Here is a 25,126-nt window from a genome sequence, read left to right as displayed (position 1 = left end):
CGCTCTACGTGAGGGCAGTGCCGTACCTGCCCCTGGGACTGTTCGCACTCCTGGGGGCGGCACTGGCCTACGTCGTGCGGCTGCCCTGCCGTACGGGGGGCTGGAACGACCAGGTCTCCACGTACCAGAACTTCTGTTACACCGACATCTACCCGCTGTACTTCGCGCGGCATCTGTCGGAGAAGAACCCGTATTTCGCGAACGTGCCGTTCGAGGAGCACGTCGAGTACCCCGTCGTCCTCGGCGAGGTCATGCAGGTGATCGCGTGGCTGGCCCGGACGGCGGGCGATGTGGCCGCCCAGGGCGTGCTCTTCTACGACGTCACCGTCGGGCTCATGGGGATCTGCCTGGTCGTCGGCGTGCTGCTGATGGCGGCCGTGGCCGGACCGACGCGCCGGTGGGACGCCCTGTGGTACGCGCTCGCCCCCGCCGTGATCCTGGCCGCGTACATCAACTGGGACCTCGTCGCCGGAGCACTGTCCATGGGCATGCTGCTGGCGTGGGCACGGCAGAAGCAGGTGCTCGCCGGGATCCTGCTCGGGCTCGCCATCGCCACCAAGTTCTACCCGCTCATGTTCGTCGGCGCGCTGTTCCTGCTCACGCTGCGCAGCGCGCGGTGGCGGCCGTTCCTCGTCACCATGGGCGCGACCGCCGGTGCGTGGCTGGTGGTCAACGTGCCGTTCATGGTGCTGGCCTTCGACGGCTGGCGGCGCTTCTACGTCTTCTCGCAGGAGCGCGGCGTCGACTGGGGCTCGCCGTGGCTGTTCTTCAGCACCTACGAGTGGCCGGTGCTCGGCAGTGCCGACCCGAGCGTGCTCGGCACCCTCACGCTGGCCGTGCTCTGCCTGGGCATCGCCGTCCTCACGCTGACGGCGCCGCAGCGGCCGAGGCTCGCGCAGATCTGCTTCCTCGCGCTGGCGGCGTTCATGATGACCAACAAGGTGTGGTCGCCGCAGTTCGTGCTGTGGCTGGTGCCGTTCGCGGTGCTGGCCAGGCCCAACTGGAAACCGCTGGCGCTGTGGCAGCTCGCCGAGGTGTGGTACTTCTTCGCCATCTGGCTCTACCTGCTCAGCCAGGGCGGCGTCGACCGTCCGGACCTCGGCATCGGCGACGGCACCTACTTCACGGCCGTGTGGGGGCGGGTCATCACCATCGCGATCATGATGGCTTTCGTGGTGCGTGACATCCTCCGGCCGCAGCACGACCTGGTGCGGCAGGCGGACGTGGACGACCAGGTCGGCGGCGTGTTCGACCGGGCTCCCGACAGGTTCACCCTGCTACCATCCCCTCGGTGATCACGCGTTCGGCCGACCGCGACGCGCTGCTGTTGTGGTTCGGCTCGCGGGCCGGACTGCTGGTGGCGACCCTGCTCGGTGCCTCACTGTCCGACTATCTCGCGAAATGGCGGGCATGGGACGCCGGGCTGTTCGTGGTCATCGCCGAGCACGGCTACGACGGCGAGCCCGGCCGGCCACCGGATGCCGGACTGCCCGCCTTCTTCCCCGGGATGCCGCTTGCGCTGCGGCTGGTCCACCTGGTGGTGCCGGACTGGGCGCTGGCCGGTCTGCTCGTGTCGCTGGTCGCGGGGGCGGTGGCGACGGTCTGCCTGGCCCGGCTGGCCGAGTTCGAGGGCGGCGCCGGGTGGGTCGCGGTGCTCGGGCTGCTGGTGTTCCCGACGGCGGTGTTCCTGATGGCCGGATACAGCGAGGCGCTGTTCCTGGCGTTCGCCGTACCGGCGTGGCTGGCGGCGCGACGGCGGCACTGGTGGCTCGCGGCGGTGCTGGGCGCGGGCGCCTCCTGCGTACGGATCACCGGCCTGTTCCTGGCGGTCGCGTTGATCGTCGAGTACGTCCTGGCGAAGGGCGGGCTGCGGCAGGCGGCGTGGCTGGCGGTGCCGTTCGTGCCGTTGGCGGCCTATTCGTTCTATCACTACAGGCGTACCGGCGACTGGCTCGCGTGGAAGAGCGCCCAGGAGGCCGGGTGGGGCCGGGAGACGGTCTGGCCGTGGGAGTCGTTCGCCACCACGTGGGAGGCGGCCATGGGCGAGGGCGACTTCGCGGTGGCCTTCCGCATGGAGATCGCGGGGGCGGTGGTGGCCGTACTTGCGCTGGTGTGGCTGCTGGCAATGCGGCGCTGGAGTGAGTTCGTCTACTGCGGGTCGCAGGCGGTGGCGCTGATGACCTCCGCCTACTACCTGTCGGTGCCGCGCTCGCTGCTGCTGTGGTTCCCCTTGTGGACGGCGCTGGCGCGACTGCGGTGGAAATGGGTGGCCGTGCTGTACGCGTTGGTCGCGGCGCCGTCGATGGTGGTCAACACCGTGCGGTTCCTGTCGGGGGCCTGGGCCGGTTGAGCTGTGTACCCACTCGGCCGCCTCGGTAATCCAGGGAAGTTATCCACAGGCTGTGGATTCAGAGGTGTTTGCGGAGGAAGGCGATGTCCTCCGCCTGACCGGCGGCGGGTGTCTCCACCACGACCGGCGCCCCGGCGGCGCGGCAGACCGCGAGGATCAGCTCCGGGTCGATGCGGCCCTCGCCGAGGTTGGCGTGGCGGTCGGCGCCGGAGTCGAAGTCGTCGCGCGAGTCGTTGCAGTGGACCAGGTCGATCCGGCCGGTGATGGCCTTGACCCTGTCGACCAGGTCGAGGAGTTCCTCGCCGCCCGCGTGCGCGTGGCAGGTGTCGAGGCAGAAGCCGACGTCGAAACCGTCGAGCGCCTCCCACAGCCGGGCGATGCGGTCGAGCCTGCGGGCCATGGCGTTGTCGCCGCCCGCGGTGTTCTCGATCAGGACCGGGATGCGGGTCTCCTCAAGGCGTTCGAAGACCTTGCGCCAGTTGTCGAAGCCGACCTGGGGGTCGTCGTTCTTGCCGAGGTGGCCGCCGTGGACGATCAGGCCCTTGGCGCCGAGGTCGGCGGCGGCCGTCAGGTGCTGGGACAGGAGCTTGCGGCTGGGGATCCTGATGCGGTTGTTGGTGGTGGCCACGTTGACCAGGTAGGGGGCGTGGATGTAGACGTCCACGCCCTCGACCGGTTCGGCGGGAAGTACCGGCCCCTTGTAGCCCTGGGGGTCGCCGAGGAAGAACTGGACCACCTCTGCGCCGATCTCGGCCGCGCGGGCGGCGGGGTCGTCCTGGTCGACATGAGCTCCGATACGCACCATGGCACCGAGATTACTCGCGCTACGGCAGGAACCCGCCCCTGGCGATGCCGAGCGCGACACCTACGAACGACGCCACGATGCCCATGATGTTGAGCACCCGTTCGCCGGTGGTCACGGAGAGGTACTGCGAGTAGAACCCCATGACGAAACCGAGCGTTCCGGCCCAGCAGCCGATGACGTGCCCTCCGGGGAAGAAGATCGAGACGAAGGCCACCAGTCCGATGACGAACGTCGCGATGGCCAGCGCGTTCTCGACCGGATGCGACCGGCCGTCGCTGTTGAGGGCGAGGATGCGCTGGTCTCCGTCAGAGGGTTCGAGCATGTGTGGCATGGTCACCACCCCCTTGTCTGTTAGAGGCGTTCCCATCCGTGAGCTGCTGGTAACCTGGTCGCGCTGCGTTGTCATTGACCTTTGGCGCCGAACAGGTGGCGCCGGGGTGCAGACGTCAGCGTCCTCCTGTCACGACAGATCGTCGTGACCGCAAGAGTCCAGAGGAGGTTGGAGTCCCGCATGCGTCGTTACGAAGTAATGGTCATTCTGGACCCTTCGCTCGATGAGCGCACTGTGGCGCCGTCCCTCGACCAGTTCCTCACCGTCGTCCGCAACGACGGCGGCACCGTGGAGAAGGTCGACGTCTGGGGCCGCCGTCGTCTCGCCTACGACATCGACAAGAAGTCCGAGGGCATCTACGCCGTCATCGACCTGTCCGCGGAGCCCGCGACGGTCAAGGAGCTCGACCGCCAGATGAACCTCAACGAGGGCATCATGCGCACCAAGGTCATCCGCCCCGACGTGCACTAGCAGCTCGTTGCCCGGCTTTTGTCGGGCGGCAGCCGTACTCTGAGCCGTAACCCAAGAGTTCAGGAAAGGCTCCCAGCCATGGCAGCAGGCGACACCGTCATCACCATCGTCGGCAACCTCGTCGACGACCCGGAGCTGCGCTTCACCCCTACGGGTCAAGCAGTCGCGCGATTCCGAGTCGCGTCGACTCCGCGGTTCATGGACCGCCAGACCAACGAGTGGAAAGACGGCGAAAGCCTCTTCCTGACCTGCAATGTGTGGCGTCAGGCGGCCGAGAACGCCGCCGAGAGCCTGCAGCGCGGCATGCGGGTCATCGTTCAGGGGCGGCTCAAGCAGCGGTCTTACGAGACCAAGGAAGGCGAGAAGCGCACCGTTTACGAGGTCGAGGTCGACGAGGTCGGCCCGTCCCTGCGCAACGCCACCGCCAAGGTCAACCGCACCACCCGCCAGGGTGGGGGCGGCGGTGGCTTCGGCGGCGGCCCGGCCGACGACCCGTGGGCCTCCGCGACGCCCGCTCCGCCCCAGGGCGGCGGCGGTTACGGCGGTGGCGGCGGTGGCGGCCAGCAGCAGCAGGGCGGCGGCTTCGGCGGCGGCAACGACTTCAGCGACGAACCGCCTTTCTAACCATCAGTTCACCAGCCCGAGTCCATTCCCGCGTCACAGCGGGGCTCTGAAAGGAGCACCACGATGGCCAAGCCGGCACTGCGCAAGCCCAAGAAGAAGGTTTGCCTGTTCTGCCACGACAAGATCTCCTACGTCGACTACAAGGACACGGCTCTGCTGCGGAAGTTCATCTCCGACCGCGGCAAGATCCGTGCGCGCCGGGTGACGGGCAACTGCACCCAGCACCAGCGCGACGTGGCGACTGCGATCAAGAACGCGCGTGAGGTGGCTCTGCTGCCTTACACGAGCACCGCGCGCTAAGGGAGGTATGTCGACATGAAGCTCATCCTCACCAACGAGGTCTCCGGCCTCGGCGCCCCCGGCGATGTCGTCGAGGTCAAGGACGGCTACGGCCGCAACTACCTCATCCCGCGCGGCTTCGCGATCCGCTGGACGCGTGGCGGCGAGAAGCAGATCGAGTCCATCAAGAAGGCTCGTGACGCCCGAGAGATCCGCGACATCGGCACCGCGAAGGAGGTCGCCGGCCAGCTCGGCGCCCTCAAGGTCAAGCTGGCCACCCGCGCCGGCGACTCGGGCCGCCTGTTCGGCTCGGTCACGACGAACGACGTCGCCGACGCGGTCAAGGCCGCCGGCGGGCCGATCCTCGACCGCCGCCGGATCGAGATCGTCAACCCGATCAAGAGCCTCGGCTCGCACAAGATCACGGTCAAGCTCCACCCGGAGGTCTCCGCGTCCGTGGACGTGGAGGTCGTCGCGGGCTGACCGCGCTCTCTCACGCGAAAGGGCCCTCCTCCGGCGGGTTCACGCGGTCGTCGTAACACCTCGATCTGAGGAGTTGCGACGACCCGTGAAACCGCCTCCCGGAGGGCCCTTTCCGTATCTCCGACCTTCAAAGGCCAGTCCCCGTTACGGCCCAGCCCCCTTGACGCCACCCGCCACCCTGCGCTGACGGCCTCCAGGGTGACGCTCCTCCTCTCCACAGACTCCCCGCCGCTACGCCGCCCTGTTACCCGGGGCCCGGCCCGCGCGGGCCGCCGTACGAGGCGCCGACGTTCACCGCACACCTCCCCGCCGTCGCGGCGCCTGGGGAAGTCGACGGTGCCGGGGAACCCTGAAGTGGCTGGAAGCTCTGCCGGGTGGGTTCGGTGTTGGGTGGATTTCGCCTTTCGGCGTACGGTTGAGGTGGGGGTTCAGTTCACGCGGCCGTCCGCCGCGCGGATGCCGTAAACGTTGCCGTTGACTCCTCCCACGTGTATCCGGCCGTCCTTCACGACGGGCGGGGTGGTGACCTCGCCGCCCGCCTCGAAGGTCCAGCGGGGGGTGCCGGTGGCGGGGTCCAGGGCGTGCAGGGTGCCGTCGCCGAAGGCGGTGAGCAGGGTGTCGCCGTGCGGGACGGGGGCGAAGGCGTCGAGTCTGGTGGCGGGCAAGTACCACACGTGGCCACGGCGGTCCGGTTCGTCCTGGGGTGGGTAGGACCAGCGGAGTCTGCCCGTGGCGGTGTCCAGGGCGTGCAGGCGGCCGAGGGCCACGTTGAAGTAGGCGACGCCTCGGGCGAGCTTGAGGGCGTTCATGGTGAGGCGCAGGGGACCGACGTCGTAGGACCACTGCCGCCTTCCGGTGGCGGCGTCGAGTTTGGACAGAGCGCTGCCGCCGGCCACGTAGACGGCCCCGTCGGCCACCTGGATCCCGACCTGAACCGGTTCGGACCGCCGCCAACTGACGCGGCCGGTGAGGCGGTCGATCGCCTGGATCTGGTCGTCCGTGGCGGCGTAGACGGTGTCGGAGGTGGTGGCCGCGCTGGAGACGGACGCGAACCTGGCCACGGGGACGCGCCAGCGGCGGGTGCCGGTGCGGGCGTCGAGCGCCACCACGCCGTCGTCCCCGGCGGCGTACACGAGGTCGCCCGCAGGGTGGGGGAGAATGCGGCGGACAACGCCGTCCGCCGGGTCGCGCCAGCGGGTGCGGCCGGTGGCGGGGTCCAGGGCGTACACGGCATAGCGGTCGCTGTCGGCGTACAGGGTGCCTCGGTCGATCACGAGCTCGGTCGCGCCGGTGATCTTCCGGTGCCAGCGGGTACGGCCGGAGGCGGCGTCCAGGGCGAGGAGTCCGCTGCCGAGGGCGAAGTACACGGTGTCCCCGGAGCTGATCGGGCCGGAGGTGACCGAGGAGCCGGTCGGGACACTCCAGCGCAGGGCGCCGGTGGCCGCGTCCAGGGCGTACAGGGTGCCGTCGTCGCTGCTGGTGTACGCGTGGCCGCCCGCCACCACGAGTCGCCGGTCGATTGCGACGTCGGCGGCGAAGCTCCAACCGGGCGGACGGGCGGCGGGTTCTGTGGGTGCTGTCACCGAGGGTTCGTAGCGGGACAGCAGACTCTGCTGGAGCGGCGGGGTCAGCAGGCGGAGGGCATTCCGGCTGGGTGAGCGCAGGTGGACCAGGGCCGGGCCGGCGACGACGAGCGACTGGTTCATGTGCCCGCCGGGTGCAGGGGGCAGCGTCTCCGTCAGGGCGTGCGGGGTCTCCGTGACGGGGTCGTAGGAGCCGGTACGTCTGACGCCGTCGGCCATGGCGGTGTACGCCTCCCGTGCGGCGGCCGGGGTGGCGAACACCCAGGAGATCGAGACGGACACGACCGCCCCGTCGTCCTCGGGCGGGATCCAGTCGCAGTCGGTCGGGTTCGGCGCCTGCGATCCGGCCACGGTGCGCCGTACCGGACCGGGACCGTAGCCGCCGCCGAGCGCGGCGAACGCGCGGTCGTCGAGGAGGGCGCAGGCGTCCGGCCAGTCGGGCAGCGGGACGGTCCCAGGCGGGCCGGGGCCGCGCACCGGTGCGCGGACCAGGGTGTAGGCGGTGATCCGGCTGGTCGCGTCGAGCACGACGGCCATGGTGTCCGTCGTCCCCACCAGCCCGGCGGCCTCGCCCGCAGGGGCGGTGATGGGGAGGGCGCGGATGCGGCCGGTGGCGGCGTCGAGGGAGGTCAGGAAGAGCAGATCGGGCCACTTGGCGCTGGTCGAGACCAGCCGCTCCTCGCTGAGCTGGGGGTAGGCGCCGACATGGAGAGGTTGGCTCCACCGTTCGGTTCGCGGGGTTTCGTCCGCAGGGTGCCGCAGGGCTTCGCGGGCGGTGGAGAGCTGCCTGCCGTCGGGGGCGAAGAAGCGCGCTTCGTCCCCGCTGACGTGCAGGTATCCGTCGTCGCTCGCCGTCAGCGTGGGCGGCGGGTCGGCGCGCGGCGGCGGCAGGGTGCGCGTCCACGTGGGGCGTAGGGTGCGGGGATCTACCGAGGCCAGTTCGACCCGGCCGCCGCAGTGGGTGAGCAGCGCGAACGCGCGGCTGGAGATTCCCGAGCGGTAGTCGCAGCCGGGCGGGCGGGACGCCCGCGCGATCACCTTGCCCGTGCGCAGGTCGAGTGAGGTCAGGGTGAGCGGGCCGACCTGGCGGTCCAGGTACGTGACGCCGGCCTCGGTCACCATGACGACGGGGCCGAGATAGTCGAGCTCGCTGCCTTCGGATCCGCTCGGCCTGATGGTGACCGTCGCCCGCCACAGTGGGGTGCCGTCGGCCAGTTCGTACGCGGTCAGGTGCCGCTCTGCCGCTCTGAACCGCTCCCTCAGCACGACGACGGTCCGTGCCGTCATCCAGACGCTCTCGGTGGGTACGGCTTCGGCGGCGATGACGTAGCGCCGCCTGCCGGTCCGCAGGTCGTGGACCGCCACGTCGCCCTCGGGCGTGGCGACCGCGAGACCTTCGTCCGCGACCCCGTGGCGCGGGTCGCCCGGGTCGACCACGGTGCGCGCCGGGTCCTCCAGGGACCAGACAGCCCGCCAGGCGGCGGGTGCCCATGGAACCTCGGATCCGGCGGCGGTGAGGCAGGCCGCCAGTGTCAGCAGGGCGGTGAGGACCCGGACGGTCAGCATGAGCCGGCCTTCGGGAACTCCTGGCACACCTGGCCTCGGGGCATCGGCGCCCAGGCGCCCTGCTGGGACGCGGTGTAGAAGGAGCGGTAGGTCCTGGCCTCGCCGGTCACCCGGAACGGGCTCCCGCCCGGCGCGGTGATGACGATCTGCTCGCTCTGTTCCCCGGCCAGCACGGTGGCGACCAGGTCGAACTCGTAGTACGCCTTCTTGGCGGTGATCGACATCTCCAGTGTGACGCGCTCGTCCTCCTTGAGATCGATCTGTTTGGCGGAGAAGTAGCGGACGCGGGGGTTGTCTGCGGTGACGAACCGTGGTGCGGGCTCGTCGAGGTCGGCCTTGACCGCCACGGTTTCGGCCACGCCCTCTCTGGACACTGCGAGGAATGCGCCGTCCGACAATTTCTCGCGTACCTTGATCCGGGGCTTTATCTCGACAATTCGCAGGCTGCTGCGATTTCCTGTGAGGACGACCGTGAGGGTGATCCGGCCGACGGCGGCGGCTTCGTGCCGGGTCAGTAGTGCCTGCCACTCGTCCGGCGGCCGGTGGGCGCCGAGCAGGGCCCTGCGTCCCGCCGGGTCGGTGACCGGCTCTCTGAGCGCGATGTCCTGGTTGTCGAGGTCGGTGGACACGTGGCCGATCGTGACGGGCGGGGTGCCGATCATCCGGTCGATGGTGTCCGGGCCCCTGGCGTTGTACCAGGCGGTGAAGATCACTCCGATGAGCATGATGACGAGTGCGGCGATGAATCCGACGGACGGCCCGCTGCTTTCGGCGGTTGCTCCGGATTGTGTGGTTCCGGGGTTTCTCCTGCTGATTATGCCCAGCCGCATCGTGCGATTTCCCCCAGCCTTAAAAAGCGAACAGGGTAAGCGCGATTATCCCAATCATAGCGTTCGGCCGCAGGAATTACCGGGGTTCGGAGACGGCCTGATACCCCTAGGGGGTTTACGGGGTGTAAGCCCAGGTCGTGGCAGATTTCCTAGCTGGGCACAGTAGAATTTTTCCGCGTTTGTCATCTCACGTCGTGCTGGAGGCTCTGCCATGGTCCGTCCTTCGATGCTGGTCGCGCTCGGCGCGCTGGCGGCCGCAACGGTCGCCTGCGCCCCGGCCGACAACACCGCGACCGCGCCGACCGCCGCCACGACGACGGCCTGCACCAAGGACCAGCTCAAGCTGACCAACGCGGGCAAGCTCACGATCGGCACCGACAAGCCCGCCTACGAACCGTGGTTCAAGGACGACGACCCCGCCAACGGCCAGGGCTTCGAGAGCGCCGTCGCCTTCGCCGTGGCCGGTGAACTCGGCTTCGACCGCTCCGAAGTGCAGTGGAGCACGGTCAAGTTCGACACCGCCTTCGCTCCCGGCGCCAAGAAGTTCGACTTCGACGTCAACCAGGTGTCGATCACCCCTGAGCGCGCCAACGCCGTCGACTTCAGCGACGGCTACTACACGGTCAAGCAGGCGATCGTGGCCATCCAGGGCAGCAAGTTCGCCGAGGCCAAGAGCCTGGCCGAGCTGAAGGACGCCAAGATCGGCGTCCAGGTCGGCACCACCTCGCTGAACGCCGTCGAGAGCGTGATCCAGCCGTCCGCGAAGCCCAACGTCTACACCGAGCAGATCGACGCGGTGAACGGCCTCAAGAACAAGCAGGTGGACGCCCTGGTCGTGGACCTGCCGACGGCCTTCTACGTGACGGCGGCCCAGATCGAGAAGTCGAAGATCGTCGGCCAGTTCAGCTCGACCGGCGGCACGCCGGAGGAGTTCGGCCTGGTGATGCAGAAGGGCAGCCAGCTCAAGCCGTGCGTGGACAAGGCCGTGCAGACGCTGAAGTCCAAGGGTGAGCTGGCCAAGATCGAGCAGCAGTGGCTCGGCTCGGCCGCGGGTGCGCCGGAACTGAAGTGACCGCCGCCTGGGTCAAGAGCGATCGCCAGCTGAACCGCGAGCGGGTGCGCAGGTCGCGCGCCCGCCGTTCGGCGTCGGTCGCCTCCGCCTCGACGATCGTGGTGCTCGTCCTGATCGTCACGGTCGCGCTGAACGCGCCCGGCTGGCCCAGGGTCCAGGAGACGTTCTTCAACCCGGAGCAGTTCGTCAAGGCGCTGCCCGACGTCCTCGACGGCTTCCTGCTCAACGTGAAGATCTTCCTGATCGCCGAACCGCTGATCCTGATCTTCGGCCTGCTCGTGGCGCTGGCGCGGGGACTCAAGGCGCCGGTGTTCTTCCCGCTGCGGGTGCTCGCCATCGCCTACGTGGACATCTTCCGCGGCATCCCGACGATCCTGCTCATCTACCTGGTCGGCTTCGGCCTGCCCGCGCTGCAGCTCCAGGGCATCCCGACCGACGAGGCGACGCTCGGCGTGATCGCGCTGACGCTGTCGTACGGCGCCTACGTGGCCGAGGTGTTCAGGTCCGGCATCGACTCCGTGCACCCGAGCCAGGTCGCGGCGGCCCGGTCGCTCGGCCTCGGCCACGGCAAGACGATGCGGTTCGTGGTGCTGCCGCAGGCGGTGCGCAGGGTGATCCCGCCGCTGCTCAACGACTTCGTGTCGCTGCAGAAGGACACGGCGCTGGTGGCGACCATCGGTGCGATCGAGGCGTTGCGGCAGGCGCAGATCCACGCGGCCAAGACGTTCAACTACACGTCGTACCTGGTCGCTGCGCTGCTGTTCATTCTGCTGACCATCCCGATGGCCAGGTTCACCGACTACCTGGCCGCCCGATCGCAGAGGCGGCGCGGCGCATGAGCGTACTCACCGTTGAAGGGGTGTGGAAGAACTTCCACGGTCACCACGTGCTGCGCGGCGTGGACCTGGAGGTGCGCTCGCACGAGGTCGTCTGCCTGATCGGCGCCTCCGGCTCGGGCAAATCGACGCTGCTGCGCTGCGTCAACCTGCTGGAGACCGTGGACGACGGGGCCATCTTCCTGGAGAAGCAGGAGATCACCGACCCGAGGGTGGACGTCGACGACGTACGCAAGCGCATCGGCACGGTCTTCCAGGCCTACAACCTGTTCCCGCACATGAACGTGCTCGCCAACATCACGCTCGCGCCGCGCCAGGTGCACGGCGTGGCGAAAGAGCAGGCCGAGCGGCAGGCGATGGAACTGCTGGAGCGGTTCGGGCTGGCGGACCGGGCGCGGGCCTACCCCGACCAGTTGTCCGGCGGCCAGCAGCAGCGGGTGGCGATCGTGCGGGCGATGGCCACCCAGCCGAAGCTGCTGCTGCTGGACGAGGTCACCTCCGCGCTCGACCCGGCGCTGGTCGTCGAGGTGCTCGGGGTGATCAGGGAGCTGAAGCAGGCGGGGATGACGATGATCCTCACCACGCACGAGATGTCCTTCTGCCGCGACATCGCCGACACCGTCTGCTTCCTCGACGGCGGCGTGCTCGTGGAGAAGGGGCCGCCCGAGCAGATCTTCACCGCGCCGAGGCACCCGCGTACCAGGGAGTTCCTGAGCAGTGTGCTGGAGTCCGGCCGGTTCGGTGTCAGCGGCGGTGGCGGCCCCGTCCCTGCTTGACCGGGCGCACGGCCAGCAGGCTGTGCGTCCGGCCGTACCAGAGGTAGGCGAGCAGGCCGACGGCCATCCACAGGCCGAACCACGCCCAGGTCCGCACCTGGAGACTCATCATGAGCCACAGGGTGGCCAGCACCGACAGGGCGGGCAGCAGCGGTGAGAGCGGCACCCGGAAACCGCGGTCGAGATCGGGCATCCTGCGGCGCATGACGACCACGCCCGCCGCCACGAACAGGTAGGAGAACAGGGCGCCGAGCACCACGAGTTCCTGGAGCGTGAGCACCGGCGCGAACCGGCTCAGCAGCGCCGCGCACCCGCCGATCACCACGGTCGTCAGCGTCGGCGCGTCGAAGCGCCTGCTGATCCGCGCCAGACCCGGCGGCAACAGGCCGTCGCGCGAGATGGCGAACAGCACCCGCGTGAGCCCCACCACGAGCACGGTGAGCACCGAGGTCAGGCCGATCACCGCGCCGAGGTCGATGACGTGCACCATCCAGTGCTCGCCGACCTCGTCGAACGCGCCGCTGAGCGGCGCCGCGACATCGATCTTCTGGTACGGCACCATGCCGATCATGACGATCGCGACGCCCAGATAGAGCACCGTGACGATCACCAGGCCGCGGATCATGCCCTTGGGCATCGCCTTGGGCGCGTCGACCGTCTCCTCGGCGGCCGTGGCGACCACGTCGAAGCCGATGTAGGCGAACGCGATCACGGAGGCCGCCGCGAACACCCCGAACCACCCGAACTGCTGAGTGTGCCCGAGTACGGTCTCCAGCACGGTGTCCGGCGGCACCGGCGACGGCCTGGGCGCGACGAGGAAGTCGCCGAAGTTGGCCACGTCCACATGAAACGCTCCCACCGTGATGACGGCCCCGATGATCAGTAGTTTCGCGCCGACCATCAGCCACAGCATCCGCAGTCCGATGCGCGTGCCGATCGCGACCACGGTCGTGAGCAGTACCAGGATGCCGAGGGCGAACCACTCGGCGGCGCCCGTGACCTCGGCGCCGAGGCCCGCCAGCGCCCGCGCGGCGAACAGCCCCCACGCCTGGGCGAGCACGGCGGCGGCCAGCAGCATCTCCAGGATCAGCGCCCAGCCGATGATCCACGCCCAGACCTCACCGAAGATCACGTAGGTGAAGGTGTAGGCGCTGCCCGAGTTCGGCAGCGTGGAGGACAACTCCGCGTAGCAGAGCGCCGCCAGCAGGCTCGCGATGCCCGCGATCATGAAAGAGATCAGCACGCCCGGCCCCGCCTCGGTGGCCGCCTCGACACCGGCGATGCTGAAGATGCCCGCCCCGATCGTCACGCCGAGGCCGAGAACCACCAGGTCGGAAGGGCCGTAGAGCTGCGCCAGCCGATGCCGGGCGCCGGTGCGCAACCCGGTCGCCTCGGAAGGAGGCAGTCGTCGCAGAATCGTGGACAAAGCACACCCCGCGCTCGGGAACCTCGCTCACAGTGCCTCAGGGCCCGGGCGACGGCAAGCACGGGACGGTCACGCCCCGGTCACCAGCCAGGCGGTGCCGTTCGCGCGCCGGGCGAGCGTGAGCAGCCGGGCGAGCATCCAGACGCCGAGGGCGCACCACAGGACGACCACGTCGTACCCGGAGGCGAGGTAGGCGGCGGGCAGGTAGGCGAGCGTCGTCCACACCCCCGCCCAGGCGAGGTAGCGCTGGTCGCCCGCGCCGATGAGCACGCCGTCGAGCACGAAGACCACGCCGCAGATCGGCTGGAAGAGCGCGACCGGCCACAGGACGGCCAGCAGGTGCGCGGTCACCTCCGGGTCGGCGGCGAACAGCGGCGGCACGAGCGGCCTGGCCAGCAGCACCAGCGCGCCGAGCGCCACGCCCGACCACAGCCCCCACCAGACCATGCGCCTGGTCGCGGCCCTGGTGGCGGCCACGTCACCGGCGCCGAGCGTGCGTCCGGTGATGGCCTGTCCCGCGATGGCGATGGCATCCAGCGCGAACGCCAGCAGGGTCCACACCTGGACGGCGACGGCGTACGCGGCCAGTTCCGGCGGACCCATGCGGGTGGCCACGGCGGTGGCGACCAGGATCACGATCCGCATGCACACGGTACGGATCAGCAGCGCGAACCCGGCGGTGCCCGCCTGCCTGACGCCCTGTGGATGAGGCAGCAGGGAGGTGCCGGACCTCCTGGCGCCCCGGACGACGACGGCCACGTAGACGGTGGCGCCGAGGGTCTGGGCGGCGACCGTACCCCAGGCGGAGCCTGCGATGCCCCAGCCGAGGCCGAGCACGAACCAGGCGTTCAGCGCGGCGTTGAGCGCGAACGAGCCGGTCGCGACGGCGAGCGGCGTCACGGTGTCCTGCAGGCCGCGCAGGACGCCGGTGCCCGCCAGGATGACCAGCATCGCGGGCGTGCCGAGCAGGCTGATCCGCAGGTACGTCACGGCGGCGGCGGACTGCTCGGGCGTGGCGCCGAACACCTCGACGATCGCGGGGGCGAGCGGCCAGCCGAGCGCGATGAGGGCCAGGCCGATGCCGAGCGCGAGCCAGAGGCCGTCCACGCCGCTGCGCATGGCCCGCGTGTGCTCTCCGGCGCCGGTGAGGCGGGCGACCTGGGCGGTGGTGCCGTAGGCGAGGAAGACGCAGAGACTGACCAGGGTCGTGAGGATCGTGCCCGCCACGCCGAGCGCGCCGACGGCCGCGGTGCCGAGCGCGTGGCCGACGATGGCATAGTCGGCCAGCAGGAAGAGGGGTTCGGCGACCAGCGCGCCGAACGCGGGCACGGCTAGGCGGAGAATCTCCCGATCCTGCGGCGTAATGGGCATTCGTCCAGTATGGACATTACACGGCGTGTCGCGCCAACTTTCTTTCCTCCACAGCCGGTGGACAAAGTTTCCGCAGGTCAGCGCGGTATCTGGGGATGACCTTGAGAGTTATCCACAGGCTCGTCCACAGGCCTCCCACATGTTCGGGCCACTCGTACACAGCTTGACCACAACCTTGTCCACAGGCCGCGTTGCCGTGACCTCCCGAAGCCGAGAAACTGTCGCACAGGGTCGGCTACAAGTGGGGGTGGTGCGGCCGCCTGCAAGTGTTCGAGGGGGCGCGGTGAGTATTGACGAGGAGACCGGCACAGCCGGGCCGGGCTTCGAGCGCACCCCGCCCAGCAACATCGAGGCGGAGCAGTCCGTCCTCGGCGGCATGCTGCTGTCCAAGGACGCCATCGCCGACGTCGTCGAGATCCTGCGCGCCGACGACTTCTACCGCCCCGCCCACCAGATGGTCTACGACGTCATCACCGACCTGTACGGCAGAGGCGAACCCGCCGACGCCGTCACCGTCTTCGACGAACTGCAGAAGCGCGGCGAGATGGCCAGGGTCGGCGGCGCCGCCTACCTCCACACGCTCACGGCGGTCGTCCCCACGGCGGCCAACGCGGGCTACTACGCCAAGATCGTGCGCGAGCAGGCCATCCTGCGGCGGCTCATCGAGGCGGGCACCCGCATCGTCTCCTTCGGCTACGGCGGCCAGAACGAGGAGGTCGACGACCTGGTCGACCGGGCGCAGGCCGAGATCTACAAGGTCACCGACCGGCGCACCTCCGAGGACTACTCGCCGCTGTCGGAGATCATGCCGGGCGCGCTCGACGAGCTTGAGGCCATCGGCAGCCGCAGTGGCCACATGGTGGGCGTGCCCACCGGGTTCCAGGACCTCGACTCGCTCACCAACGGGCTGCACCCCGGGCAGATGATCGTCGTGGCGGCCCGTCCCGCCATGGGCAAGGCGCTGGCGCTCGACACGCCGCTGCCGACGCCCACCGGGTGGACCACCATGGGCGAGGTCGCCGTCGACGGCCTGCTGCTCGGCGCCGACGGGCGGCCGACCCGGGTGGTCGCGACCACCGGCACGCTGCTCGACCGGCCGTGTTACGAGGTGGTCTTCGACGACGGCACGGTCATCGTGGCCGACGCCTGGCACGAATGGCGCCTCGCCGACGGCTCGGTGTCCACCACCGAGGTCCTGGCCAAAACGGTGACCCGCCCATCGGTCGATGGGGATGCCGCCGTTCAAGGTGCCGGGACGGTCGACGGGGACGCCGCTGCTCAAGGTGCCGGGACGGTCGCCGACCGCGATGCCGCCGTGGCGGTCGCCGTGGCGGGCGCTTTCGACCTGCCCGACCTGGAACTCCTTCTCGACCCGCACACCCTGGGCACCTGGCTGGGTTCCCTGCCGACCCGCGCTGCCCAGGACACCGTGGCGGACACGTTGCGGGTGCTCGGAGTTCTGGGGGAACCTCGGGTTCCGCCCGCCTATCTGCGGGCGTCGGCGAGGCAGCGGCGGGGGTTGCTGGACGGGCTGCTCGACGCCGCCGGTGACGCGGGCAGGACGCGCATCGCGGTCTCCGGTGCGAAGCTCGCCGAAGACGTCCACGAACTCGCGCTGAGCCTGGGGCACCGGGCGGTGCTGCGGGTGACCGTACCCGACAAGGACGCCTGTGTCGTCGAGCTGACCGCACCACGCGCACGAGAGGTCGTCGAGGTGCGGCCGGTTCCGTCGCGGCCGGTGCGGTGTGTGGAGGTCGACAACGCCGACCACCTGTACCTCGCCGGACGGTCCTGCGTGCCCACCCACAACAGCACCCTGGGCCTCGATTTCGCCCGTTCTGCGGCGATCAAGCACAACATGACCACCGTCATCTTCTCCCTGGAGATGTCGCGCAACGAGATCACCATGCGACTGCTGTCGGCCGAGGCCCGGGTCTCCCTGCAGTCGATGCGCTCGGGCACGATGAGCGACGACGACTGGACCAGGTTGGCCCGCCGCATGAGCGAGGTCGCCGAGGCCCCGCTGTTCATCGACGACTCGCCCAACATGTCCATGATGGAGATCCGGGCCAAGTGCCGGCGCCTCAAGCAGCGCCACGACCTGCGCTTCGTCATCATCGACTACCTCCAGCTGATGAGCTCGCCGAAGAAGACGGAAAGCCGCCAGAACGAGGTCTCCGAGATCTCCCGAGGCATCAAGCTGCTGGCCAAGGAGCTGGAGGTGCCCGTCATCGCGATGTCGCAGCTCAACCGAGGCCCCGAGCAGCGGCAGGACAAGCGGCCCCAGGTGAGCGACCTGCGCGAGTCCGGCTGCCTGACCGCCCGCACCCGGGTCCTGCGCGCCGACACGGGCGCGGAGGTGTCGCTGGGCGAGCTCCTCGCGTCGGGCGCGCGCGACATTCCGGTGTGGTCGCTGGACGACCGCCTCAAACTGGTGCCCAGGACGATGACGCACGTCTTCCCCAACGGCACCAAACGGGTCTACCGGGTGCGGCTGCGGTCGGGCCGCGAGGTGGAGGCGACGGCCAACCACCCGTTCCTGACCCTCGACGGCTGGCGCCCGGTCGGCGACCTGCCCGTGGGCGCCAAGGTGGCCGTCGTACGGCACGTGCCGCCCCCGCTCGACCTGGACCCCAGGGTCGAGCACACCGTCGAGAGCGTGTTCTCGGCCCCCAAACGCCAGCTCGCCGCCTTCGTGGCCGCCCTGTGGCGCGACGGCACACACGGCGACGGCACACACGGCGATAGCACACACGGCGACGGCGCACACCGGGACGGCGCACGCCACGGCGACGGCGCACACTGGGACGGCGAGCGCGCCCACGTGTCGTACACGGCCCCCGACCGGCGTACCGCCGACGACGTGGCCCGTCTGCTGCTCCGCCTCAACGTGTTCGCGAGCGTCGAGGGCACGCGGCTGACGGTCGAGGACACCGACAACCAGCTCAGGTTCCTCGACGAGACCGGCCTCGCCCCGGAGTGCGCGCGGTCGATCCGTACGGCCCGGCTGCAGGACCCACGGCATGACGGCAAGCTGCGCGAACGGCTGCGCGAGGCGATGCTGACCCCGGCGGGCGCCCGGCGCGAGCGGATCGGCGGCCTCGCCGACGTGCTCGACGACGAGGGCATCGAACTGGTGGCGGCCAACGACGTGTTCTGGGACGAGATCGTCGCCGTCGATCCGCTCGGCGAGCAGGTCGTCTACGACGCGACCGTGCTCGGCACCCACAACTTCGTGGCCGACGGCGTGGCCGTCCACAACAGCATCGAGCAGGACGCCGACATGGTCATCCTGCTCCACCGCGAGGACGCCTACGAGAAGGAGTCACCCCGCGCGGGCGAGGCCGACCTGATCGTCGGCAAGCACCGAAACGGCCCCACCGCCACCGTCACCGTCGCCTTCCAGGGCCACTACAGCCGCTTCGTGGACATGGCCCAGCACTGAGCACCGGAGGTGTGAGCGAGTAGACAGGTCTGGGTGGAATCGTGGGGGTCGCTCCGGTGCTTTCAGAGGTGATTCTGAGCGAAGGAGTGAAGGTCATGACAATCCTCATCGCGTACGACGGTTCCGCCGACGCGCAAGCCGCGATCGAGTTCGCGGCCAAGCATCTCACCGCCGAATCCACGCTGGTGGTCACGGTCTGGGAGCCGCTGCTGGTGCAGTTGCGCAGGCACCCGATCGCGGCGGCGGGAATCATCGCCGACCAGGCCGACGAGTGGAGGGAGCTCGCCGAGCAGCACGCCAGGGAGGGTGCCGAGCTGGCCAAGGCCGCCGGGTTGCCGGAGGTGAGCCATCGTGCCGTGGCCGACAACGACTCGATCTGGCGGACCATCGTGGACGTCGCCGACGAGGTGGACGCCTCGTTGATCGTCACCGGCTCGCGCGGGCTGGCCGGGGTGCGTTCGGTGTTGCTGGGCAGTGTGTCGAACCACGTGCTCCATCACGCCCACCGTCCGACGCTGATCGTGCCTCCGGCGAAGGACTGACCGACCCCCGGTTCGCGTCCCGGCCGAGACGAGGACCGGCCGACACGACTCGCTGCCCGGCCGCCTCGCCCTGCCGTCCGGGCTGCGCTCGCCGATGAAGGCCCGGGCTCGTTACGAGCAGACGGCCTCGCCGCCGCAGGCGGCGATCTGGGTGTCCATGCGGCGGGCGCCCGGACCCTCGTCGCCGAGGCGGTCGTGCGCGTTGGCGAGCGCGCACCGGTCCAGCGACAGGCAGCCGCAGCCGATGCAGTCGGTGAGGTCGTCGCGCAACCGGACGAGCTGCTCGATCCGGTCGTCGAGCTGCTGCCGCCACGAGGCCGACAGGCGGGCCCAGTCGTCGCGGGTGGGGGTGCGCTCCTCGGGCAGCTCGGCCAGCGCGTCGGCGATCGTCTTCAGCGGGATCCCGATGCGCTGGGCCAGCCGGACGAAGGCCACCCGGCGCAGGGTGTCGCGACTGTAGCGGCGCTGGTTGCCCGCCGTTCGGCGGCTGCGGATGAGCCCTTTGGCCTCGTAGAAGTGCAGCGCGGAGACGGCGACGCCGCTGCGTTCGGCGAGTTGCCCGACCGTGAGCTCCTTGGAGTTCCACGGAGCTTTGTTGCTCATCGGTACTCCCTGTCGCTGATATGCGCGATAACCGCCATCTTCGCAGCTTATGCGAGAGTCTCACTCCCAGCGGAACAGCCGTACGGCCAGGCCGCCGAAAACCACCACGGCCACCGCCATGACCACCAGGTGCAGCGGTTGCGGCGCGTTGCCCGCCCAGGTGTCGCGCAGCGCCGCCGCCAGCGGGCCGCCCACGGAGTAGTCGCTGATGGTCCGCAGCACCGGCGGCATGATCTCGCGCGGCGTCCACATCCCGGAGACGAACATCATCGGGGTCATCGCCACCGAGCCGATCACCGGCGCGACCTTCGCCGTCTTTGCGAGGGCGGCGATGACCAGGCCCATCGACAGCAGCGCCGCCGTACCCAGGAGGAACACCAGGACGAAGCCCGGCAGTTGCTTCGGGATCGCGCTGCCCAGGACGAGCTTGGCCATGACGATGAGCAGGACGGCCGCCAGCGCGCCGAGCACCAGGTTGATGAACAGCTGGACGCCCAGGACCCGCATGGGGTGCACCGGAGTCGTGGACATCCGGCGCAGGATGCCGCGCTCCCGGTAGGTGGCCAGTGTGCCCGGCAGCACCGTGAGGCTCACCGTCAGCAGCGAAAGGACCAGCATCAGCGCGGGCATCTGGGTGTCGTTGAACGCCTGTCCGCCCAGGTCCGGGTTGGGTTCTGAGAAGCTCGGGATGCTGCCCAGGATCAGCAGCACGCCGAGCGGCAGGGCGAGCACGATCAGCGGCGCGGGCCAGTCGCGCAGGAGCATCTTGGTCTCGACGGCCAGGATCTTCATTGCAGCTTCCTTCCGGTGAGCGCGAGGAACGCGTCGTCCAGCGTCGCCTGCTCGATGCGCAGGTCGCCCGGGACGATCCGGTGCTCGGCGAGGGCGAGGGTGACGGCGGGGGCGAGGTTGCCGGTGCCCCTGACGACGACGTGGGCGCCGTCGCGGGTCACCGCGTGGACCTCGGGCAGAGCCAGCAGGACGCCGTCGTCCACCGGCTCGGACGGGCGGAACCGTACCGACTGGTCGAGACCGACCCCGGCGATCAGTCCGGCGGGGGTGTCGGCGGCGGCGACCTTGCCGCCGTCGATGAGCGCGACGCGGTCGCAGAGGCGCTCGGCCTCCTCCATGAAGTGCGTGACCAGCAGGATCGTCACGCCGTCCCGGCGGATCTGCTCGACGAGCTCCCAGACGTCCCTGCGGGCCTGCGGGTCGAGACCGGTGGTGAGCTCGTCCAGTACGGCGACGCGCGGCCGCCCCACGAGCGCGAGCGCGACCGACAGCCGCTGCCGCTGACCGCCGGACAGCTTGCCGAACCTGGCGTCCCGTTTGGCGGTCAGCCCGACCTGGTCGAGCAGGTCCGGCCAGTGGACCGGGTTCGGGTAGAAGGACGCGTACAGGTCGAGGGCCTCCCAGACCTTGATCTGGTCGGGGAGGATCGCGCTCTGCAACTGGGCACCGAGGATGAGACGCAGGCGGTCGCGTTCGCCGACGGGGTCGACGCCGGCGACGCGGATCCGGCCGCCGTCCGGCTTGCGGAGACCGGAGACGCATTCGACGGTGGTGGTCTTCCCGGCGCCGTTGGGGCCGAGGATGCCGAAGATCTCGCCCTCGTCCACCGAGAACGAGACGTCCTCGACCGCCACATGGTCGCGATAGCGCTTGTGGAGGTGGCTGACCTCGATCAGGTTCATGCCACTGACGCTAGGAGCGGGGCGATGGGGCCGGAATCCCGTTAAGTCCCAGACGGGGTGTACCTAGGTGCAGTGTCGGGTTCGGTGACCTTCCTGCACACTGGTGGCATGCGATTCAGGTGGGCGCTGGCGGTGCTGGCCAAGGCGATCATCGAGGCTGTGGCCGCGGTGGTCGCCTTGGTGTGCCTGGCGCTGGTGTTCTGCCTCGGGATGGTGTTCCTGTTCCCGCCCATGGTCCGGACGGTCAGGAGACTGACCGGATGGACCCGCCGCCTCGCCCGCGTGCATGCCGGGATGGAGATCGCGACGCCGTACCTTCCCGAACCGCCGCCGCCGGTGCAGCTGGCCGACGGCTGGTACCGCTCCTCGCGGACCCTGTACCGCACGCCCCGCATCCCGGCGTGGAACGACCGCTGGAAGTGGATGATCGGCGACCCGGCGACCTGGCGGGACCTGTTGTGGCTGGTCTGGGACCCGTTCGTCACCGTGGTGCTCGCCCCCGCGCTGCTGGTCGCGCCGAGGATCGGGCTGCGCGCGTACGCGTACTGGTGCCGGCTGCTGCTCGCCCCGACGGCCGCCATGCGGCTGGCCGGGCAGGTCGATCACCTGCACCGGGTGCGGTCGCTGGCGATGGACACCCAGGCGGCCGAGATGCGGCGGATCGAGCGCGACCTGCACGACGGCACCCAGGCGCGGCTCGTCGCCCTCGGAATGACGCTCGGCGCCGTCGAGGAGCTGGTCGACCGTAACCCGGAGGCGGCGAAGGCGCTGCTGGCCAAGGCCAGGGACACCTCGTCCGACACGCTGACCGAACTGCGCAGGCTGGTGCGGGGCATCCATCCGCCGATCCTGGCCGAGCGGGGGCTGGGCGACGCCGTACGGGCGCTGGCGATGGACAGTCCGCTCAAGGTGGACGTGGAGGTGGAGCTGCCACAGCGCCCGCAGGCGCCGGTGGAGGCGGCCGTGTATTTCGCGGTCAGCGAGCTGCTCGCGAACGCCGCCCGCCACGGCAACGCCGAACACGTCGGCATCGACATCAGCCACAACGAGGACGACCTGCGCGTCACCGTCGTTGACGACGGGGTGGGCGGCGCCGACCCGAGCAGGGGCAGTGGCCTGGTGGGCATCGAGCGGCGCCTTTCGGCCTTCGACGGCGTGCTCGCCGTCAGCAGCCCGCCGGGCGGGCCCACGACGGCGACGATGAGCGTGCCGACCGTGCTGTCCGGTCCCTGGCCGTGGGCGAAACTTCCCAAGATGCCGCGCTGGAAGCTCGCGGTCGTGATCGTGGCCTGGACCACGGCCTGGCTGCCGATGTTCCCGCAGGGGATCGTGCCGGGCATCATGAAGATCTTCGGGAATGAGGACAAGGTATGGTTCCTCGCGCTGCACCTGCCGGAGCCGTGGCAATGGCCGACGATCATCGCCATGACGGTGCTGGGGACGGGTCTGTACACGCTGGGCTTCGCGCTCCCCGCCGCCTATAGCGAGACTTCGAGGTCGTCATGCTGAACCGGGTGCTCATCGCCGAGGACCTCTACCTGCTCAGAGACGGGCTCGTGCACCTGCTGCAAGCGCACGGGTTCAACGTCGTCGGGGCCGTCGAGACCGGCCCCGAGCTGCTCAAGGCGCTGGTCGAGCTGCGGCCGGACGTGTCCGTCGTGGACGTACGGCTGCCGCCGACGTTCACCGACGAGGGGCTGCAGGCGGCACTCGCGGCGCGTGCGAAGGTGCCGGGGCTGCCGATCCTGGTGCTGTCGCAGCACGTGGAGCAGTTGTACGCGCGGGAACTGCTGGCGGACGGGTCCGGCGCGATCGGGTACCTGCTGAAGGACCGGGTGTTCAACGCCGACCAGTTCGTGGACGCGGTGCGGCGGGTGGCGGGCGGCGGGACCGCGATGGACCCGGAAGTGATCGCCAAGCTGCTGGCCAGCAACGCGCGGCACGAGCCGGTGGCGGGGCTGACGCCACGGGAGCGGGAGGTGCTGGAGGTGATGGCGGAGGGCCGCTCGAACGCGGCCATCGCGCAGCGGCTGTTCCTGAGCGAGAGCGCTGTGGCGAAGCACACGGCGAGCATCTTCGCCAAACTGGACCTGGCGCAGTCGGACGACGACAACCGCCGCGTCCTGGCCGTGCTGGCGTATCTGAACAGCCGCTGATCTTTACGGCAAGCCCGCCGACCCCCACCCGCCGCCGCGCGCCGACGGCCTCCAGGGTGACGCTCCTCCCCGCTGCGGGCTTCCCGCCGTCACGCCGCCCTGTTGCCCGGGATGTTCGCCAACGGGCGGTTTCTTGAGGCGACCGGGTTCTCGATGGAGAAGTTTGTCGGTGGGACCGGATACGGTCGGGGGGAAAGGAAGGGGATCCGGTGAAGATTCGGTTGGGGCGGGATGTGCTGGCCGATGCGGTGGCGTGGACGGCCAGAGTGCTGCCGAGCCGGCCGGTGGCGCCCGTGTTGTCCGGTCTTCTGCTGGACGCGACCGACGACCTGAGCCTGTCGGCGTTCGACTACGACGTCTCGGCGCGGGCCAGGATCGAGGCCGTCGTCGATGAGCCCGGTCAGGTCCTGATCCCCGGCCGTCTGATGGCCGAGATCGGCCGCAGCCTGCCCGCCGACGACGTCGAGATCGTCACCGACGGCGCCGAAGCCATTCTGACCTGCGGCAGCGCCGAGTTCGGCCTGATCACCATGCCCGTCGAGGACTATCCGACCCTCCCCACCATGCCCGAGAGCATCGGCGCCGTGGGCGGCGGCGTGTTCGCCGAGGCCGTCACCCAGGTCGCCCCCGCCTCCAGCCGCGACGACACGCTGCCCATGCTCACCGGCATCCGCGTCGACATCGACGGCGACGCCGTGGCGATGGCCGCGACCGACCGCTATCGGATCGCCGCCCGCGACCTCACCTGGCGTCCGGCGCGTCCCGGCCTGTCGGTCTCGGCGATGGTCCCCGCGAAGGTCATGGTCGAGGTGGCCAAGTCGCTGCGGGGCGGCGAGGTGTCGATCGCGCTGGGCGACGGGGTGGCGGGGTTCGAGAGCGTGGGCCGCAGCACCACCGTGCGGCTGCTGGACGAGCAGTTCATCGACTACCGCGCCCGGCTGTCCAACGAGTGGGGCATCAAGGCCGACGTCCCGGTGGCGCCGCTCGTCGAGGCGATCAAGCGGGTGGCGCTGGTGGCCGAGCGCAACACCGCGATCCGGCTGTCGTTCACCGAGAACCAGGTGCGCATCCAAGCCGGTGGCGGCGACCTGGGGCGGGGCAGCGAGGTGGTCGGGTGCGAACTGCGCGGCGCGGAGATCCAGATCGCCTTCCAGTCCCACTTCCTGCTCGACGGCCTGACGGCGGTCGAGACCGAGTTCGCGCGCATCAACATGGACTCCCCGACCCGGGCCGCCCTCATCCAGGACGTCCCAGGCGACGCCGAGCCGTTCTTCCGCTACCTGGTCATGTCACTACGTCAGTGACGGCTGGCCGGTTGAGCATGGTCACGGTCACGGTCACGTGGGCGGGCACCCCGAGTTGGAGCACCGCCTCCAGCCAGGTCTGGTCCACGTCGGTCTCGTCGGGCAGGTGGACGGTGACCGACGCCTCCGCCGTCCCCGGCAGGTAGCCGCCGGGTCGTGTCGACCACCCCACCCCGCCCGATTCGGTGACCTGCCCCTCGACTCCCGTGAGCGTGCGCACCAGCTTGCTCAGCGCCTCCTGCGTGCCGCGCATGCGGTGCAGCGACACGGCCTCGGCCACCAGCGCGCGGCGCTGGGCCTCGGTCATCTGCTCGCCGAAGCCGATCGCGACCCAGCTCGCCAGCCACGGCAGCATGTCGGAGGGGGTGAGCGCCGGGTCCAGGTAGCTGTCGAGGCAGTCGAGGGTGCTCAGCACCGGCGCGAGCACCTGGTCGAAGGCTCGCGTCAGCGGGCGGGCCAGCGGCAGAGGCGGCGTCAGGGGCGGCGGCTTCCGCAGCTCGTCCTCGAAGAGGACGACGGGTAGCTGTGCGGCCAGCGGGTGGGCGCTGGCGAGGTGGGTGAGGGCTCCGCGCATGGTTT

Annotated in this window: 24 protein-coding genes; 14 read left to right on the top strand and 10 right to left on the bottom strand. The window is 70.0% G+C overall.

Annotation, left to right across the window (positions count from 1 at the left end; genetic code table 11):
* Positions 1-17 precede the first annotated feature (17 nt).
* Complete coding sequence (locus ABD120_RS06075) at positions 18-1,295, top strand: glycosyltransferase family 87 protein (RefSeq protein ID WP_343948697.1); 1,278 nt, start codon at positions 18-20, stop codon at positions 1,293-1,295.
* A complete protein-coding gene (locus ABD120_RS06070; protein WP_343948696.1) occupies positions 1,292-2,350 on the top strand; it encodes a mannosyltransferase family protein in 1,059 nt (352 codons plus the stop codon). The genes ABD120_RS06075 and ABD120_RS06070 overlap by 4 nt, the downstream gene beginning before the upstream one ends.
* A 58-nt stretch (positions 2,351-2,408) precedes the next feature.
* On the opposite strand, the gene ABD120_RS06065 is transcribed toward ABD120_RS06070, so the two are convergent.
* A complete protein-coding gene (locus ABD120_RS06065) occupies positions 2,409-3,155 on the bottom strand; it encodes a deoxyribonuclease IV (RefSeq protein ID WP_343948695.1) in 747 nt (248 codons plus the stop codon).
* 19 nt (positions 3,156-3,174) lie between these two features.
* Positions 3,175-3,477, bottom strand: coding sequence for a hypothetical protein (locus ABD120_RS06060; protein WP_343948694.1), 303 nt, complete (start codon positions 3,475-3,477; stop codon positions 3,175-3,177).
* A gap of 189 nt (positions 3,478-3,666) precedes the next feature.
* Here ABD120_RS06060 and rpsF point away from each other — a divergent pair, with 189 nt between their 5' ends.
* The 4 genes from rpsF (at position 3,667) to rplI (ending at position 5,343) form a co-directional block, all read left to right on the top strand.
* Positions 3,667-3,957 (top strand): 30S ribosomal protein S6, encoded by a 291-nt coding sequence (gene rpsF, locus ABD120_RS06055; RefSeq protein WP_157253949.1) that lies wholly within the window; start codon positions 3,667-3,669, stop codon positions 3,955-3,957.
* 78 nt (positions 3,958-4,035) lie between these two features.
* Complete coding sequence (locus ABD120_RS06050) at positions 4,036-4,581, top strand: single-stranded DNA-binding protein (protein WP_343948693.1); 546 nt, start codon at positions 4,036-4,038, stop codon at positions 4,579-4,581.
* Positions 4,582-4,644: 63 nt separating this feature from the next.
* Entirely contained in the window at positions 4,645-4,881 is a 237-nt protein-coding gene (gene rpsR / locus ABD120_RS06045) for a 30S ribosomal protein S18 (protein ID WP_020543048.1), read from the top strand.
* A gap of 15 nt (positions 4,882-4,896) precedes the next feature.
* The gene (gene rplI / locus ABD120_RS06040; protein ID WP_343948692.1) at positions 4,897-5,343 is read left to right on the top strand and encodes a 50S ribosomal protein L9; all 447 of its coding nucleotides are present in this window, start codon (positions 4,897-4,899) and stop codon (positions 5,341-5,343) included.
* A gap of 428 nt (positions 5,344-5,771) precedes the next feature.
* On the opposite strand, the gene ABD120_RS06035 is transcribed toward rplI, so the two are convergent.
* Together ABD120_RS06035 and ABD120_RS06030 are read right to left on the bottom strand one after the other, a co-directional pair.
* Positions 5,772-8,492 (bottom strand): outer membrane protein assembly factor BamB family protein, encoded by a 2,721-nt coding sequence (locus ABD120_RS06035; protein WP_343948691.1) that lies wholly within the window; start codon positions 8,490-8,492, stop codon positions 5,772-5,774.
* Complete coding sequence (locus tag ABD120_RS06030) at positions 8,486-9,217, bottom strand: hypothetical protein (RefSeq protein WP_343948690.1); 732 nt, start codon at positions 9,215-9,217, stop codon at positions 8,486-8,488. The genes ABD120_RS06035 and ABD120_RS06030 overlap by 7 nt, the downstream gene beginning before the upstream one ends.
* Before the next feature lie 316 nt (positions 9,218-9,533).
* Between ABD120_RS06030 and ABD120_RS06025 the strand changes: the two genes are divergently transcribed.
* The 3 genes from ABD120_RS06025 to ABD120_RS06015 are packed head-to-tail and all read left to right on the top strand — an operon-like array spanning position 9,534 to position 12,006.
* Entirely contained in the window at positions 9,534-10,394 is an 861-nt protein-coding gene (locus ABD120_RS06025) for an ABC transporter substrate-binding protein (protein WP_343948689.1), read from the top strand.
* Complete coding sequence (locus ABD120_RS06020) at positions 10,391-11,233, top strand: amino acid ABC transporter permease (protein WP_343948688.1); 843 nt, start codon at positions 10,391-10,393, stop codon at positions 11,231-11,233. Before ABD120_RS06025 ends, ABD120_RS06020 begins: the two co-directional genes overlap by 4 nt.
* Entirely contained in the window at positions 11,230-12,006 is a 777-nt protein-coding gene (locus tag ABD120_RS06015) for an amino acid ABC transporter ATP-binding protein (RefSeq protein ID WP_343948687.1), read from the top strand. The genes ABD120_RS06020 and ABD120_RS06015 overlap by 4 nt, the downstream gene beginning before the upstream one ends.
* Here ABD120_RS06015 and ABD120_RS06010 read toward each other — a convergent pair.
* Entirely contained in the window at positions 11,975-13,432 is a 1,458-nt protein-coding gene (locus tag ABD120_RS06010; RefSeq protein ID WP_343948686.1) for an APC family permease, read from the bottom strand. The genes ABD120_RS06015 and ABD120_RS06010 overlap by 32 nt on opposite strands.
* 69 nt (positions 13,433-13,501) lie before the next feature.
* On the bottom strand, positions 13,502-14,803 hold the full coding sequence (locus ABD120_RS06005) for an MATE family efflux transporter (protein WP_343948685.1): 1,302 nt from the start codon (positions 14,801-14,803) through the stop codon (positions 13,502-13,504).
* A gap of 283 nt (positions 14,804-15,086) precedes the next feature.
* On the opposite strand from ABD120_RS06005, the gene dnaB reads away from it, so the two are divergent.
* Together dnaB and ABD120_RS05995 are read left to right on the top strand one after the other, a co-directional pair.
* The gene (gene dnaB, locus ABD120_RS06000) at positions 15,087-18,248 is read left to right on the top strand and encodes a replicative DNA helicase (RefSeq protein ID WP_343948684.1); all 3,162 of its coding nucleotides are present in this window, start codon (positions 15,087-15,089) and stop codon (positions 18,246-18,248) included.
* A 95-nt stretch (positions 18,249-18,343) separates the two neighbouring features.
* Positions 18,344-18,790 (top strand): universal stress protein, encoded by a 447-nt coding sequence (locus tag ABD120_RS05995; RefSeq protein ID WP_343948683.1) that lies wholly within the window; start codon positions 18,344-18,346, stop codon positions 18,788-18,790.
* Between the two features lie 111 nt (positions 18,791-18,901).
* Here ABD120_RS05995 and soxR read toward each other — a convergent pair whose 3' ends face one another.
* Genes soxR through ABD120_RS05980 form a run of 3 tightly spaced genes read right to left on the bottom strand, consistent with a single transcriptional unit; the run spans position 18,902 to position 21,087 of the window.
* Positions 18,902-19,393, bottom strand: a complete 492-nt coding sequence (gene soxR, locus ABD120_RS05990) for a redox-sensitive transcriptional activator SoxR (RefSeq protein ID WP_343948682.1) — start codon at positions 19,391-19,393, stop codon at positions 18,902-18,904.
* Between the two features lie 60 nt (positions 19,394-19,453).
* Positions 19,454-20,185, bottom strand: coding sequence for an ABC transporter permease (locus ABD120_RS05985; RefSeq protein WP_343948681.1), 732 nt, complete (start codon positions 20,183-20,185; stop codon positions 19,454-19,456).
* Positions 20,182-21,087, bottom strand: a complete 906-nt coding sequence (locus ABD120_RS05980) for an ABC transporter ATP-binding protein (RefSeq protein WP_343948680.1) — start codon at positions 21,085-21,087, stop codon at positions 20,182-20,184. Before ABD120_RS05980 ends, ABD120_RS05985 begins: the two co-directional genes overlap by 4 nt.
* Before the next feature lie 108 nt (positions 21,088-21,195).
* On the opposite strand from ABD120_RS05980, the gene ABD120_RS05975 reads away from it, so the two are divergent.
* The 3 genes from ABD120_RS05975 to dnaN all read left to right on the top strand — a co-directional run bounded on the left by ABD120_RS05975 (position 21,196) and on the right by dnaN (position 24,547).
* Positions 21,196-22,596, top strand: coding sequence for a sensor histidine kinase (locus ABD120_RS05975; RefSeq protein WP_343948679.1), 1,401 nt, complete (start codon positions 21,196-21,198; stop codon positions 22,594-22,596).
* The gene (locus ABD120_RS05970) at positions 22,590-23,243 is read left to right on the top strand and encodes a LuxR C-terminal-related transcriptional regulator (RefSeq protein ID WP_343948678.1); all 654 of its coding nucleotides are present in this window, start codon (positions 22,590-22,592) and stop codon (positions 23,241-23,243) included. The genes ABD120_RS05975 and ABD120_RS05970 overlap by 7 nt, the downstream gene beginning before the upstream one ends.
* A 209-nt stretch (positions 23,244-23,452) precedes the next feature.
* The gene (dnaN, locus tag ABD120_RS05965; protein WP_343948677.1) at positions 23,453-24,547 is read left to right on the top strand and encodes a DNA polymerase III subunit beta; all 1,095 of its coding nucleotides are present in this window, start codon (positions 23,453-23,455) and stop codon (positions 24,545-24,547) included.
* On the opposite strand, the gene ABD120_RS05960 is transcribed toward dnaN, so the two are convergent.
* Positions 24,528-25,121 carry a phage tail protein I gene (locus tag ABD120_RS05960; protein ID WP_343948676.1) on the bottom strand — a complete coding sequence of 198 codons (594 nt, stop codon included), beginning with the start codon at positions 25,119-25,121 and terminating at the stop codon, positions 24,528-24,530. The genes dnaN and ABD120_RS05960 overlap by 20 nt on opposite strands.
* Positions 25,122-25,126: the final 5 nt, after the last annotated feature.

This window comes from Nonomuraea longicatena, from assembly GCF_039525605.1.
GTDB lineage: Bacteria > Actinomycetota > Actinomycetes > Streptosporangiales > Streptosporangiaceae > Nonomuraea > Nonomuraea longicatena.
Note: the sequence above shows the minus strand (reverse complement) of the source record. Positions and strands in the feature narration are given on the sequence as shown.

Coding starts and splice junctions, on each gene's coding strand:
- rpsR (WP_020543048.1), top strand. CDS start 4,645: ATGGCCAAGCCGGCACTGCGCAAGCCCAAGAAGAAGGTTTGCCTGTTC.
- ABD120_RS06005 (WP_343948685.1), bottom strand. CDS start 14,803: ATGCCCATTACGCCGCAGGATCGGGAGATTCTCCGCCTAGCCGTGCCC.
- ABD120_RS05960 (WP_343948676.1), bottom strand. CDS start 25,121: ATGCGCGGAGCCCTCACCCACCTCGCCAGCGCCCACCCGCTGGCCGCA.
- ABD120_RS06060 (WP_343948694.1), bottom strand. CDS start 3,477: ATGCTCGAACCCTCTGACGGAGACCAGCGCATCCTCGCCCTCAACAGC.
- ABD120_RS06015 (WP_343948687.1), top strand. CDS start 11,230: ATGAGCGTACTCACCGTTGAAGGGGTGTGGAAGAACTTCCACGGTCAC.
- rpsF (WP_157253949.1), top strand. CDS start 3,667: ATGCGTCGTTACGAAGTAATGGTCATTCTGGACCCTTCGCTCGATGAG.
- ABD120_RS06050 (WP_343948693.1), top strand. CDS start 4,036: ATGGCAGCAGGCGACACCGTCATCACCATCGTCGGCAACCTCGTCGAC.
- ABD120_RS05975 (WP_343948679.1), top strand. CDS start 21,196: ATGCGATTCAGGTGGGCGCTGGCGGTGCTGGCCAAGGCGATCATCGAG.
- ABD120_RS06065 (WP_343948695.1), bottom strand. CDS start 3,155: ATGGTGCGTATCGGAGCTCATGTCGACCAGGACGACCCCGCCGCCCGC.
- ABD120_RS05970 (WP_343948678.1), top strand. CDS start 22,590: ATGCTGAACCGGGTGCTCATCGCCGAGGACCTCTACCTGCTCAGAGAC.
- soxR (WP_343948682.1), bottom strand. CDS start 19,393: ATGAGCAACAAAGCTCCGTGGAACTCCAAGGAGCTCACGGTCGGGCAA.
- ABD120_RS06030 (WP_343948690.1), bottom strand. CDS start 9,217: ATGCTCATCGGAGTGATCTTCACCGCCTGGTACAACGCCAGGGGCCCG.
- ABD120_RS06025 (WP_343948689.1), top strand. CDS start 9,534: ATGGTCCGTCCTTCGATGCTGGTCGCGCTCGGCGCGCTGGCGGCCGCA.
- ABD120_RS05980 (WP_343948680.1), bottom strand. CDS start 21,087: ATGAACCTGATCGAGGTCAGCCACCTCCACAAGCGCTATCGCGACCAT.
- ABD120_RS06035 (WP_343948691.1), bottom strand. CDS start 8,492: ATGCTGACCGTCCGGGTCCTCACCGCCCTGCTGACACTGGCGGCCTGC.
- rplI (WP_343948692.1), top strand. CDS start 4,897: ATGAAGCTCATCCTCACCAACGAGGTCTCCGGCCTCGGCGCCCCCGGC.
- ABD120_RS05985 (WP_343948681.1), bottom strand. CDS start 20,185: ATGAAGATCCTGGCCGTCGAGACCAAGATGCTCCTGCGCGACTGGCCC.
- ABD120_RS05995 (WP_343948683.1), top strand. CDS start 18,344: ATGACAATCCTCATCGCGTACGACGGTTCCGCCGACGCGCAAGCCGCG.